This window comes from Aeribacillus sp. FSL W8-0870, from assembly GCF_037963755.1.
Taxonomy (GTDB): Bacteria; Bacillota; Bacilli; order Bacillales; family Aeribacillaceae; genus Aeribacillus; species Aeribacillus composti.
In genome coordinates this window covers 3228341-3242623 of record NZ_CP150165.1, presented here as the reverse complement: position 1 = coordinate 3242623, position 14283 = coordinate 3228341, and the positions used below count along the sequence as shown (strand labels likewise).

The following is a 14283-nucleotide window of genomic DNA, read 5'->3' as shown; positions in this document are numbered from 1 at the left end:
TTTGCCGAGTGCTTTATTTTTTATACTTTTATCCAAAAAATCTAATTTTGCAAAATGCTCATTTAAGAAGTGCTTAATTTAAATTTTCCCTTTTTCATTAAGCAAATATCGTAGCTGCCGAGTTGTAATGTTTAGTGCTTCTGCTGTTTTTTTTCGATCTCCTGTATGTTTTTTAAGTGATTTGAGGACAAATGATCGGCCAATTTGTTTTTCTAATTCTTTAATGGAATCCAATACTTGTTCAAGGTCGATGTCATCTTGCTGCTTCCATAACGATAAAATATGTTTCGTCCAATTCGATAAATAAGCTTCTAAATCATCATGAACTGTGCTAGCTTTTGGAAATTTTGTTAGTTGGAAGCTGAAGCTGGTTTTTAATTTGTCGGGTAAATATTTTGGCGTAATTATGTCTGTCTCTCCATCTGCCAATGTTGCGGCTCTTTTGACAATGTTAAATAGCTCTCTTACATTTCCAGGCCAGTTATAGTTTTTCATTAGTTCAATGCTTTCATCAGAGAATGTTAGATGTGAAGCATTTATCTTTTTTAGAAAATAATCCAAAAACAGCGGGAGATCTTCTATTCTGTTTCGCAGAGGGGGAATTCTTAATTTCACTACGTCTAAACGATACAATAAATCTTCTCGAAACGTTTTTTCTTGGACAGCCTCGGCCAAATTTTTATTCGTGGCCGCAATGATCCGTGTATTCGTTTTACGGATTGATTCACCGCCTACTCTGAAATATTCCCCCGTCTCTAGTACTCTTAGCAGCTGTACTTGAATGGCCTGGCTTGCTTCACCAATTTCATCTAAAAACAATGTACCGTTATTGGCTATTTCAAATATTCCTTTTTTCTGTTTAATGGCTCCAGTAAAAGCACCTTTTTCATGCCCGAATAATTCACTCTCCAATAACGTTTCGGAAACAGCTCCGCAATTTATTCGGACAAATGGTTGATCGTATCTTAAGCTCATGTTGTGAATAAAATGGGCAAGCACCTCTTTGCCTGTTCCTGTTTCTCCTTCAATTAATACATTTATGTTTTTCTTAGCAATTTTTTCCGCCAGCTTGACTAATTCATTCATCTTTTTATTGTTGCCGATAATAAATCCAATCGTATCGGCCAGTTTGTCGGTGTTTGCTGGTGAAGAAAATTTCTCGCTATTTAATAAATCTTCTAATGTTTTCTCTAATTGGCTTATATCATCGAACGGTTTTTCAATATAATCATTTGCACCATTCTTAATGGCCTCTACAGCCGTTTTCACTGTGCTGTATCCTGTCATAATGACAGCTTTACAGGAAGGATGAGTTGCTTTTAATTGCTTAAGCAAATGAAGACCATCTGTACCAGGCAGCTTTACATCAATTAGTGCTAAATCAAAGGAATGGAGCGAAATTAAGTTGGAAAAATCTTCAGCATTCAAACCTACCTTTACATCATATCCTTTTTCTTCTAAAAGATGTCGAAAAAAGTTTCCTACTTCACGTTCGTCGTCTATTACTAGTACCTTTTTCATTGCAAATCATCTCCCTTTCTATTCGTGTCTAACTGGGAGCTTTAAAATAAATTCACTGCCTTCTCCGTATTTACTGTTCACGACAATTGTACCGCCGTGTGTTTCAGCGATCCCTAAACTAACGGACAACCCTAGTCCAGTGCCTTTTCCGGGACTTTTCGTGGTAAAAAAAGGATTAAATATTTCCTGCAAATGCTGGTTTTGAATTCCGATTCCATTATCTGTTATGGACAGTGTGATCCATTTTTTGTTGTCTTCAATTATTTCTTTTGTTTCAATCTTGATGATCTTCTTCGGTATATTTTTTTCTTCCAAGGCATCCTTTGCATTAATTAATAAGTTTAAAATGATCTGTCCGATTTGCTGAATATTTCCTTTCACATGATCTATATGCTCAGCCAGTTCTTGTTGAATGATGATATTTTGTTGTTTAAACTGGTCGCTAAAAATTCCTAATACTTGTTCCACCGCTTCATTGATAGAGCATTCTTCGAACACATATTCATCTTGACGCGAAAAAGTAAGTAAATTTTGGATAATGGATTTACACCTTTTTCCACATAAATATATGTCTGATAAAAGTTTGTAGGAGCGGTCGTCCTGTTTGAATGATCTTAATAAAAGCTGAGAATTGCCAAGGATAGCTGTTAAAGGGCTGTTCAGTTCATGTGCGATTCCGGCTGCCATTTCTCCAATAGCCGCTAATTTTCCAGACTGAATTAGTTGAGCCTCCATCTTTCGTTTTTCTGTAATATCGATAATGTAGATGATATATGAATAAACCTCATGGCTCCTATTAAAGATCGGAAATGAGCGGAATTCAAAGACGTGATTTTTTAAATGAAACTCATCAATAATATTTTCTTTGACTGAGAGATATTTTTCCTGAGTAGCTTCCTTTTTATCGATTTCTAATAACTTGTGTATATTCTGTCCGATAAGATCGGTTTTAAAATATTCTTTTGCAGAATCATTCGATTTTAATATATTTCCTTCTAAATCGGTAATAAACATCATATCTGATACCGCACGAAACGTTTCTTCCCATTCTTTTTTGGCTGTTAAGACTTTATGATAAAGACGGACATTTTCGATGCAAACGGCAATTTGATCGGATAGCTGCTGAAAAAACGCAAGGTCCGATTCATCGAAATGATTGATTTTTTTGCTTCCAATGCTTAAAAGACCGATAGCCGCTTCTTTGCTTACGAGGGGAATGACTAAGGCGCTTTGAATACCTAATGATTGATACGCCTTTTTTTCAATGAAATAATGAAGATCATTATTCATTTGGTAAAAAATTTTTTGTGACGACTCAATTGCCTGCCAATATAAAGAATCTTTTTTTGGAAAAACAAATCCAATAGGAAAATATAAAGAATTGGGAGGATATACATTTGTTAGCGTCAGCTTATCATGTTCATATAAAGATAAACTGATTCGTTCAAGCGGAAAAAAAACTTTTAGCTTTTCAAATATATTTTTGAGCATTTCATCTATTGACATATCGATATTGAAGCTTCTATTTACCTCATTTATCACCTCTAGCTGCATGTTTTTCTTTTTGAGCTCTTCAACCATGATTTTCAATTCATTATAGTAGCTTTTTTTAGAAGACTGGACACCAGTCAGCTTGCTGATCATTTCTTCTCGATCTTTTAGCAACATTTCTACCAAGCCTTTCTGAAAAGTTCTTCAATAATTTCGACAGTGACATCCCTTGGATTTGTGATCATACATGCATCATTTAAAGCAGTTAAGCTCATTTGAGGAATTTCTTCTTTTTTTACATGAATTTCAGAAAGCCTTTGCGGAGCTCCAACATCTTGAATTAATTCCTTCACAAGGTCAATCGCCTTTTTGGCTGCTTCCATTTTCGATATGTCGCAATCATTTAATCCAAGGAGATACGCAATATCTGCAAATTTTTGAGGATTTGCTAAATAATTAAATTCCATGACATGAGGCAATAAAATAGAATTCACATCGCCGTGCAAAATAGGATATCTGCCACCAACTGCATGAGACATGGCATGAACAGCTCCTAAAATGGCATTGGAAAAGGCAATTCCAGCTTGTAAACTTGCCATTGCCATATTGGTTTTCGCCTCTTTATTTAATTTAGAGGCGACAGAAGGCCGTAAATATTTAGCGACAAGCGATATAGAATTTTTGGCATGAACATCAGTTAGCGGTGTTGCGGCCAAACTAATATACGATTCAATCCCATGTGTTAAAACGTCGATTCCTGTTGAAGCAGTTAAATGGGAACTTTTTGTCACGAGTGTTTCAGGGTCAATAATAGCAATATCTGGTATTAATGATTTTGAAATGATGGTCATCTTTTTCTGTTTTTCTGTATTTAAAATAATAGAAAATTGTGAAACCTCTGATCCCGAGCCGGCTGTAGTAGGAATCATGATTTGAGGCGGGAGGGGATGCTTAATTTTGTCGACGCCTTCATAATCATGAATGACTCCGCCATTTGTCGCTAACAGAGCAATAGCTTTGGCTGCATCAATAGCGCTGCCTCCGCCAATCCCGATCACCGAATCGCATCCATATTTAAGATATATATTTCGCCCTTTATCCACTTCTGTATCCTTTGGATTAACCGTAATGTCAATGAATGTCTCGTATTTTAAACCGGCTTTCACGCAGCTATTAATGACTACATCCAGCCAGCCGGCCTCCGAAATACCGCGATCACTGACGATGAGCACATTGGATGCGCCCAAACGTAAACAGCAGTTGCCGACTTCAGAAATGGAACCGTTTCCAAATATTATCTCCGGCATGACAAATTTATGAATGTTCATTATGTCCCCCCCTTTAACATTGACAGTTTTTCCATAAATACATAATTCCATATAAAAATAAAAAAATCCTTTTAATATGTAAAAGGTAAACAAAATATGTAAGTGGCAAGCAACAATTCATTGCTTACCACAACATACTGAAAGTAGCCGGCATCCGCCAGCTACTTTCAGACAAAAATACGAAATCAAGTAGAGAAAAACGATTTGTTTTTCTCTACTTGAATTATTTAGGGGCTTATTGAGCACTCCCCTATTTTGTTTAATTCTGGGCAATCCAAACGCTTTTCACTTCTGTATAGTTGTCTAATGCATAGGATCCCATTTCTCTTCCTATGCCGGATTCTTTATATCCGCCGAACGGACTTGCAGCGTCAAAGACGTTGTAACAGTTTACCCAAACTGTTCCAGCACGGAGCTTGTTAGCAATGTAATGAGCTTTTGTAACATCGCGCGTCCAAACCCCTGCTGCTAATCCATAATTTGTATCATTTGCACGTTCAATCAACTCGTCTATATCTTCATATGGCAAAGCGGCGATTACCGGTCCGAATATTTCTTCTTTTGAAATGGTCATAGAATCTTCAACGTTGGCAAAAATAGTCGGCTCTACAAAATACCCTTGTTCGGAAGGTTTTTGTCCTCCTGTTAAAAGTTCAGCACCTTCTTCCAGCCCTTTTTCAATATATCCAAGGACTCGGTTTTGCTGCTCGGAAGAAACAAGCGGTCCCATTTCTGTATCTGCTTTTAGTCCAAATCCTTGTTTAATAGATTTTGCATGGGATACCATATCAGCCACAACATTGTCATACTGTTTCTTCTGAATGAAGACGCGGCTGCCTGCACAACAAACTTGTCCTTGGTTGAACATGACGCCATTTAAAGCACCCGGAATTGCTTTTGAAAAATCAGCATCAGGCAAAATGATGTTCGGTGATTTACCGCCTAGTTCTAACGTAACGCGTTTAAGAGATTTCGAAGCGTTTGCCATAATTAATTTTCCGACTTCAGTTGAACCAGTGAAGGCAATTTTATCAACTTGTGGATGTTTGACTAATGCATCACCTGCTGTTTCACCAAATCCGGGAACAATATTGACAACACCAGCAGGAAAACCGGCTTCTTCAATAAGTTCAGCTAAATATAAAGCAGAAAGAGGTGTTTGTTCAGCTGGCTTTAATACAACTGTACAACCGGTTGCAAGCGCGGCGCCAAGCTTCCACATTGCCATGAGCAATGGAAAGTTCCAAGGAATAATTTGTCCTACGACGCCAACTGGTTCATGACGTGTATAGTTAAAATACGGTCCATTGACTGGAATTGTTTGTCCGACAATTTTCGTAGACCATCCAGCATAATAACGCATGTGTTCAATTGCCAACGGTACGTCGGCATTGATTGTTTCACGAATCGGTTTCCCATTATCCAATGTTTCTAGCTGAGCCAGTTCTTCTTTATTTTCCTCCATTAAATCCGCCAGTTTATACATGAGCCTGCTTCTTTCTGCTGCGCTCATTCTTGACCACGGTCCTCGGTCAAACGCTTCTCTGGCTGCCTTCACAGCGCGGTCGATATCTTCAGCATCTCCTTCATAAACTGTTGCCAATCTTTCTCCCGTTGCAGGGTTAGGAGTGTCAAATGTTTTTCCTGAAGCGCTTTCAACAAAGCTGCCGTTTATATACATTTTTTTCTTGCCGGATAAAAACTTTTCAACTTTTTCTTTTAATTTAGGGGCTGCAATTGAGCTCATCATCAATCCTCCTTCAATTTTAGTACGATACGACCGTTGATTTTTCCTTTTTCCATTCTTTCAAATACTTCATTTATTTCTTCTAATTCAGCGGTTTCAACAATTGGACGGACTTTTCCGCGAGCAGCAAAATCTAATGCTTCCTGCATGTCCTTTCTTGTACCGACGATGGAACCTTTAACGGAAACGCCGTTTAATACTGTATCGAAGATCGGAATAGGCAGATCAGCATTTGGCAGACCGACAACAACTAATGTGCCTCCCCGTTTCACTGACTGATAGGCCTGTTCAAATGCTTTTTTATTCACCGCTACACTAATAGCAGCATGAACACCGCCTACTTGATCATGTATCGCTTTGACAGGATCTTCTTTTAAACCGTTGATTGCAATATCTGCACCTAAATCTTTGGCTAATTTTGATTTTTCATCACTGATATCAACAGCTACCACATTAAGTCCCATCGCTTTGGCGTATTGTAATGCAATATGACCAAGTCCTCCAATACCGTAAATGGCCACCCATTCACCTGGCCGAGCACCTGATACTTTCAACGCTTTATATGTCGTTACGCCTGCACATAAAATTGGCGCTACTTCAACTGGATCTAAGTTATCAGGAATTTTCGCCACATAATCTGCGGGAGCTTTACAGTATTCCGCATATCCGCCATCAACGGAATATCCGCCATTCAATTGATGCGGGCAAAGTGTTTCTTGACCAGTTAAACAATATTCACATTCACCACATGCAGAATATAACCATGGGATGCCGACGCGATCTCCCACTTTTATTGATTTAACTCCCTTTGCGACTTCTACAACAATTCCGACTCCTTCATGCCCCGGAATTAACGGCAATTTCGGTTTAACCGGCCAGTCACCATGGGCTGCATGTAAATCCGTATGGCACACACCGCATGCTTCGATCTTAACTAAAACTTCACCTTCCTCTAGTTTTGGTCTTTCCACCTCTTTAATTTCAAGTGCTTTTTTAAATTCGTTAACTACTGCTGCTTTCACTCAAAACAACCCCTTTCATTTTTTTTCGACTTTATATCATGCAAGAACCGTACCAAAATTGAAAGCGCTTAATTTGCGGAATATTAGAAAAATACAAAATAGATTTTTGCCGAATTTTTGGCAGACTTGAACAAAATATTGGCAGAATTGTTGCGTGAAAAGAAAAAGCAGGTTGTTCCAATGAGAAACCTGCTAAAAATATAGTGTTCAGTTTTTGCTCAAGCATGAATGATCATATTGCTTTCGGCACTGACGATATGCTTCCATGCAGATATTTTTTGGGGCGACATGTTCGGATTAAAGAGATTTTAAATCCTTCATCCAACTTTTTTTCGTAATTCCGAAATAATTGTGTAATTGCTGATATATTTGAAATAATTTTTTATATTTTTCTACATGGCTGAGAATTGGTTTGTAAGTTTTCAAAATTGGCTGTTTCATCTTTTCAACAGCCTCTTCTACGCTATCATATCCTCCATTTTCCTTGCCAGCTGCAACAGAGCCAAGAATGGCAGCGCCAACTGCAGGGGTATAATCGCTGGCTGAAACAATAATCTCTTTATTTAAAACGTCTGCATATATTTGCATGAGTAAATCATTTTTTTGGGGCAAACCACCGCAAGCAAATATTTCATTAATTTTTAATCCTGCTTGTTCATAATTTGAAATAATGATTTTTGCGCCAAATGCTGTAGCTTCCATATATGCTCTATAGATATCCTCAGGTTTGGAAGCGAGGGTCAGTCCTACAATCATTCCTGAAAGATCTGCATCTGAAAGTATAGATCGGTTTCCATTATGCCAATCTAATGCAATGAGACCAGATTGACCAGGCTCTAGGTGAGATGCCTTTTTTTCCAGTAAATCAAATACTGAAATTCCTTGTTCTTTCGCTTCTTTCATCAATGATTCCGGAACTTGTTTTGCAAACCAGCCAAATAAATCGCCTACAGCGGATTGTCCGGCTTCGTATGCAAATAATCTTGGGATAATAGAATTTTTTACTACTCCCGAAATACCCGGTATATGAATTTCTTTTTTGCTCAGCATAATATGGCAAGTGGACGTCCCCATTACCATTGTCAATTGATGCGGTTTGGATGAACCGACTCCTAATACTGCGGAATGAGCATCGATAATGGCAACGGCGACAGGCAGATTTTTCGGCAATCCTAAAAGACTTGACATTTCATCAGTGAGGACCCCAGCTTTTTCACCAATATATCCAATTTTACCTTTTAACTTTGAAGAAACAATGTTTTTAAATTCAGGATGGAGCTTTTCGAAAAATTGCACGGGAAAACCACTGTTTTCATTCCAAAAAGCTTTGAAGCCTAACGAGCAATTGCTTCTGACAACTTTCCCTGTTAACTGTGAAACAATCCAATCTCCTGCTTCCAAAAATAAGCTAGCTTTTTCATACACTTCACGATCTTTGCAAAAAACTTCATAGCATTTTGGGATAAACCATTCTGTTGAAATGTTGTAGCCGTAATTTTTTAGCCAGCTTTCTTTATGTGAAGAAGCTAATTTGAACATTTCTTCTGTTTCTTTTTTCGGTCCATGATGCTTCCATAATTTTACCCACGCATGGGGATTGTTTTGAAATTCCTTGTGAAAACATAATGGTTTTCCTTTTTCATCTACTGCGACCATAGTAGATGAGGTGAAATCAATGCCAATACCAATAATTTGTGAAGAGCTGATATTTGCATCTTTTATAGCATGAGGAATTCCTTTCATAATGACTTCTAAATAGTCGCCCGGATGCTGAAGAGCATAATCCCTGGGTAATCTCGTCCCATCGTTCGTCGGAAGCATCTCTGTAATCACTCCATGCGCATATGGAATGACACATTGTCCTTTAATAGACCCATCGTCAATGTTTACTATTAAAACTCTCCCAGATTCAGTACCGAAATCAATTCCAATAGTATATTTTTCCATACCAACCACTCCATGAAAATGCTTTCATTGTACTGATTATATTAAACTAATAAAATAAAATTTACAAGCAAAAAATTAATATAATCGAGCAAAAATAAACATATTTTTGTTCATTTATATTGACAATTTAAACAATATCGGATTATATTCATTATAAACAATCAAAAACAAGCAAGAAAGAACATAAATGAACATGGGGGATTAAGGATGACAGATGTGATTCATTCAAAGGCTTATAGGTTAATAGAGCCTGGAAAATTTAAAGAAACAGTTATTGAACATAAAGTAAAGGAAGGTGAAGTTGTCGTCCAGCCTATTTTAGCCAGTATTTGTCATGCAGACTTAAGATACTATACCGGCAAAAGAAGAAAAGAAGCTCTTAACCAAAAGCTTCCGATGGCATTATTTCATGAAGGGATTGGAGAAGTAGTCATTTCAAAAGATGAGTTTATACAAGTTGGACAAAAGGTTGCAATTGTGCCAAGCATCCCTGGTTACAGATTAGAACAAAAGAAAAAAGAAGATTGTTGTGAATCCTGCAGGAGAAATGTCGCAGATAACTATTGTAAAACTGGAGTGTTTTTAGGAAGCGGATATGATGGCATTGGTCAGGAGTTTTTAGTATTGCCAAGCGAAAATGTTGTACCAATTCCAGAAAAGCTGAAAGATGAGATTGCTGTATTAGCAGAGTTATGCTCAGTTTCACTGCATGCACTGAATCATTTGAAAGAAGAAGATTTTCATAAAGGGAAAATTGCTGTGTTCGGCGATGGACCAGTAGGATATTTAACAGCCGCAATGCTATATCATTATTTTCATATTCCTAAAAGCCAGCTATTAGTGTTTGGAGCAGTGGAAGAAAAACTGAATCAGTTTGATTTTGCCACTGTACACTTAGTTAACGATTTTCCTTTTTTAGAAGCTAAAGGGGTGACAGTTGCAATTGAATGCACAGGTGGCAAGTTTAGCGAAAGCGCTATCAACCAAGCGATTGATTTATTGGAGCCTGAAGGCAAATTGATTTTAATGGGGGTGACAGAGCAGCGTGTACCAATTAATACAAGAGATGTATTAGAAAAAGGGTTGCAGCTTTACGGAAGTTCCAGAAGTTCAAGTGAAGATTTTAAAACTTTGATGCAAGCATTTCTAAATGAAGATTATCAGAAAACTCTCTCTAAGTTGATACCGGAAAAAAGCATAGCAATCCGAAACGCAGAAGATTTAAAAAAGGCAATGGATGAAGCTGCTGAACATAAAGGGTGGAAAAAAACATATTTATCTTTTTCATGGAACTAAATAAAAGGGGTGTAAAATAATGACACAAGTAACTGGAGTGAAATGGACTGAAAAATTAGGTATACCTTCTTCGATTGCATGGGGTTATTTAGGGATTTTAATTTTCATGATGGGAGATGGACTGGAAATTGGCTGGCTAAGTCCTTGGTTAATTGATCAAGGATTTACAGTTCAGCAAACTAGCCTATTGTTTTCGGCTTATGGGGTGACAGTCGCTGTTTCTTCGTGGCTGTCCGGAGTATTAGTTGAAGCGCTTGGTACAAAAAGAACGATGTGGCTAGGGGTGTTATTTTATATACTGGGAACAATTGGATTTTTGAGTTGTGGGCTGCCGAATTTGAATATTTGGTGGATGGTTCCGTTTTATGCATTAAGGGGCTTGGGATACCCGCTGTTTGCATACTCTTTCCTAGTATGGATTGCTTACCGTGCCGATCAGGAGCGTCTCGGAACAGCTGTCGGCTGGTTTTGGTTTGTATTTACAGGAGGTTTAAATGTTTTAGGGGCTTATTATTCCGTAGTTGCAATCAAATTATTTGGGCACTATACTACGTTGTGGTCATCAATCTTTTGGGTCGTATTAGGGGCGATAATCGCATTAATAGTTAATAAAGACAAATTAGAACCAAATCAAGGAAGTTCTGCAAAAGAAAAATTATATGAGCTAATAAAAGGTGTCACAATTGTCAAGGAAGAGCCGAAAGTATTATTAGGCGGCATTGTTCGTGTCATTAATACTACTGCGCAGTTTGCATTTCCTGTTTTTTTGCCTACTTATCTTGCTGGACACGGAATTCCAACATCTACATGGTTGGCTATTTGGGGGACAATTTTTACAAGCAATATTTTATTTAATCTATTTTTTGGATATATAGGGGATAAAATTGGCTGGCGCAATACCATCATGTATTTTGGCGGTATTGGCTGCGGAGTTACTACTTTAGCTATATATTATTTTCCAGAGTGGTTTAATGGTAATATTTGGATCGTTGGCTTAGTAGCCATTTTATGGGGCGGATTGTTAGCGGGATATGTTCCGTTGTCTGCTTTAGTACCTTCGTTGGTGAAAGAGGACAAAGGAGCTGCAATGTCTGTTCTAAATTTAGGCGCTGGTTTGCCTGTTTTTGTTGGTCCTGCTATCGTTGGCCTGTTAATTGGTTCAATAGGAAATGCAGGAGTTATTTGGGTGCTGGCAATACTTTATTTTGTAAGCGCTATATTAACCAAATTTATTACATTGCCTGAAGAAACGAAATAACAAGATCTGAAAAAACATAGTCGATTGAATTCCTAAAGAAAAGAGAATAATATAAGAATAGAAAAATTTAAATTGTTAGGAAGTTCGACTATGTTAGCTCTTGAAAGGCAAAAAAAAATAGTAGAATACGTAAAGGAAAAGAAATTTGCTACTGTGGCTGAATTGGCTGTATATTTTCATGTCCATGAGGCAACGATTCGAAGAGATTTGTCGCTATTAGAATCAGAGGGAAAATTGAGAAGGACCCATGGCGGCGTTGTCATTGAGGAAGATAAAGTAAAATCGGAGCCGTCTTTTCAGGATCGGGAAACCGTTCAGTTCGAGGAAAAACGAAGAATTGGCATGCGTGCTGCACAGTTTATACAAGATGGCGAAAATATTATACTAGACTCAGGAACAACGACCGTTCATATTGCTGAAGCGATATTAGATAGAAAAAACATAACAGTGATTACAAACGATATAAATGTTGCGGCAAAGTTGCGTTTTTCAAATGGGATTAAAGTTATTGTAACAGGTGGTACGCTATATCCGGAAAGCTATATGTTAAATGGACTCATTGCTGATGAAGTGTTAGGCAATCTCCATGTGGACAAAGCATTCATCGGAACGCCAGCCCTTCATCACAAATTTGGCCTTACTCATTTTGATGAACAGATTGCTGCAACGAAGCGTTCTATGATAAAAGCTGCGAAGAGCGTCTATGTTGTAACGGATCATACGAAAGTAGGAAGGATTGCTTTGCATACTGTTGCCAGTCCAAATCAAATTGATGCGGTAATTATAGGCTCTGAATTAAGTGAGATTGAAATCAAAAAATGGGAAAATAGTGGCGTTAATCTTCATCTTGTATAAAGGAAAATTCAATATTTTACTCAAAATGCTTTCATTTTTCATTAACAATAATAATGAAAAAAGCAGATTGCACCGTACGGGCAGTCTGCTTTTAATTTACTAGCGGCAATTTTGCGAAATCAAGAACGAACAAAAAAACCTCTGAGTTTCGATTAGGAGCTGATCATGCTTTTTGTCCATTTAAAGCATTCGCAAATTCCTCTACTGCTGCGTCCAATCTTTGCACTAGCTCTTCTGACAAGCTGTATTGTTCATTTTCTTCTCTGGTTACCCAGGCATCAACGGCATAAACGCCTCCTAGAATATATCTGCCTCCCATTGTGGATAACACTGGTTTTAGCGCATAATCTATAGATAGAAGGTGAGCCAATGTGCCACCAATAAACAACGGAAGTATTGTTTTACCCAAAAGCCCTTTTTGCGGAAGTAGGTCAAGGTATGTTTTCAATACGCCTGTATAAGCTGCTTTATACACTGGGCTTGCGATGATAATTCCGTCAGCTTGTTCCACTTTTTGGTTGGCGTTCAGAATCGCCTCGCTGTCAAATTTTGCTTTGATTAAATCTTCCGCAGGCAGCTGTGCTACTTGAATGTAATCAATCTCAATTCCTTTTTGCTGCAATTGCTGTTCAGCATATTGGATTAATCCATTTAATCTTGATGATGGAAACGGACTTCCATTGATAATTACAACTTTACTCATGTACTACTATGCTCCTTTCTACGATTCTAAAAAAACATATAAATCTTATTGAAATAGTTCGCTTTATGCTATCATCATTTTTATATTCTGTCAATATATGGAGGCTCTTAGCTGTTATTCTAATAGCCTTTAATTTGAGCATAAATCAAGAGAAAATAAGAAGCAACTTTAAGCTCTTGGAGATTTAGCTTTTTCCAAAATTTTTTTGAGAAAATTACATATTGTTCACTTTCTTTTAGATTCAACAATTCGCGAAGATATGAGACGCCTCTTTACGTGTTATTCTTTAATCCCGATGACGCGAATTCGCTTATAATCGGCAAACCAGATGCCATTTTTATATATGACGTTTTTCAAGTTGTTTTCCACGTTTGTGAAGATAAGATTTTTTGTTTCGTTTGTCAAACTGTTAAACAGGCTGCCAGCGAACATTTCTATCCAATTTTTTACCCCATTCTCCCCATGTAATGGCGTTGGACGGTCAAAATGCTGGGCGAACACGACACGGAACCCCACTTCTTCCATCAACGATGAATATTCACCAATGCTTGGGAAATACCAAGGAAATTGGTCTGCTAATTCCTCCATGCCCAATTTATTCAATTCATTTCGGATGGCATCGGTAATTATTTTGACATTGCCTTTGCCGCCGAATTCCGCTACAAAACGGCCGTTCTCCTTTAAGGCCTGGTATATATTGATTAACGCCTGTTTTGGCGGCTTGATCCAGTGAAGAACTGCATTGGAGAAAACGGCATCAAACTCGTTGCGGTATCCAAGATTTAGAACATCCTTCACCTCAAAGCTTAAACCGGGGTATTTTGCTTTAGCCTGATTAATCATATTTTCTGATTTATCAATTCCGACGACGTCAACTCCTAATTCGTAAAGCTTCCAGGCTAAATCTCCCGTACCGCAGCCGAGGTCAAGAATACGTTCACCTTTTTTTGGCTCCAACAGATCAAGCAAATGCTCTCCAAATTTGGAAACAAATGAATGTTTTGCATCATACAAAGCTGCATTCCAACTGTCTTTTTTCATGTGATAGGATCCCTTCTTTCATTTGTAGTAAAAATATGGGGGAATTTTGCAAAATGCATTTCAATGGAACATTC

The 14283-nt window shown here is 37.7% G+C and carries 11 protein-coding genes; 3 read left to right on the top strand and 8 right to left on the bottom strand.

Translation table 11 applies throughout. The features are described 5' to 3' along the window. Nucleotides 1-78 precede the first annotated feature (78 nt). The 6 genes from NSU02_RS15710 to NSU02_RS15685 form a co-directional block, all read right to left on the bottom strand. Nucleotides 79-1521, bottom strand: coding sequence for a sigma-54 dependent transcriptional regulator (locus tag NSU02_RS15710; RefSeq protein ID WP_144597043.1), 1443 nt, complete (start codon nt 1519-1521; stop codon nt 79-81). 18 nt (nt 1522-1539) lie between these two features. Beyond that, nucleotides 1540-3189, bottom strand: coding sequence for an ATP-binding protein (locus NSU02_RS15705; protein ID WP_063387228.1), 1650 nt, complete (start codon nt 3187-3189; stop codon nt 1540-1542). 2 nt (nt 3190-3191) lie between these two features. Then, the gene (locus NSU02_RS15700; protein ID WP_339193268.1) at nt 3192-4340 is read right to left on the bottom strand and encodes an iron-containing alcohol dehydrogenase; all 1149 of its coding nucleotides are present in this window, start codon (nt 4338-4340) and stop codon (nt 3192-3194) included. A 259-nt stretch (nt 4341-4599) separates the two neighbouring features. Further along, complete coding sequence (locus NSU02_RS15695) at nt 4600-6087, bottom strand: aldehyde dehydrogenase family protein (protein ID WP_063387230.1); 1488 nt, start codon at nt 6085-6087, stop codon at nt 4600-4602. 2 nt (nt 6088-6089) lie between these two features. Beyond that, a complete protein-coding gene (adhP, locus tag NSU02_RS15690; protein WP_063387231.1) occupies nt 6090-7109 on the bottom strand; it encodes an alcohol dehydrogenase AdhP in 1020 nt (339 codons plus the stop codon). Nucleotides 7110-7406: 297 nt separating this feature from the next. After that, nucleotides 7407-9056, bottom strand: coding sequence for a ribulokinase (locus tag NSU02_RS15685; protein WP_339193267.1), 1650 nt, complete (start codon nt 9054-9056; stop codon nt 7407-7409). Nucleotides 9057-9263: 207 nt separating this feature from the next. Here NSU02_RS15685 and NSU02_RS15680 point away from each other — a divergent pair, with 207 nt between their 5' ends. From NSU02_RS15680 to NSU02_RS15670, 3 genes are all read left to right on the top strand, one after another. Further along, nucleotides 9264-10352, top strand: a complete 1089-nt coding sequence (locus tag NSU02_RS15680) for an alcohol dehydrogenase catalytic domain-containing protein (RefSeq protein WP_339193266.1) — start codon at nt 9264-9266, stop codon at nt 10350-10352. Between the two features lie 19 nt (nt 10353-10371). Beyond that, entirely contained in the window at nt 10372-11610 is a 1239-nt protein-coding gene (locus NSU02_RS15675; RefSeq protein WP_144597047.1) for an MFS transporter, read from the top strand. 90 nt (nt 11611-11700) lie between these two features. After that, nucleotides 11701-12465, top strand: coding sequence for a DeoR/GlpR family DNA-binding transcription regulator (locus tag NSU02_RS15670; RefSeq protein WP_066250948.1), 765 nt, complete (start codon nt 11701-11703; stop codon nt 12463-12465). A gap of 163 nt (nt 12466-12628) precedes the next feature. Here NSU02_RS15670 and ssuE read toward each other — a convergent pair whose 3' ends face one another. Continuing rightward, the gene (ssuE, locus tag NSU02_RS15665; protein ID WP_117016930.1) at nt 12629-13168 is read right to left on the bottom strand and encodes an NADPH-dependent FMN reductase; all 540 of its coding nucleotides are present in this window, start codon (nt 13166-13168) and stop codon (nt 12629-12631) included. Between the two features lie 279 nt (nt 13169-13447). Beyond that, nucleotides 13448-14209 (bottom strand): class I SAM-dependent methyltransferase, encoded by a 762-nt coding sequence (locus NSU02_RS15660; protein WP_063387237.1) that lies wholly within the window; start codon nt 14207-14209, stop codon nt 13448-13450. Nucleotides 14210-14283: the final 74 nt, after the last annotated feature.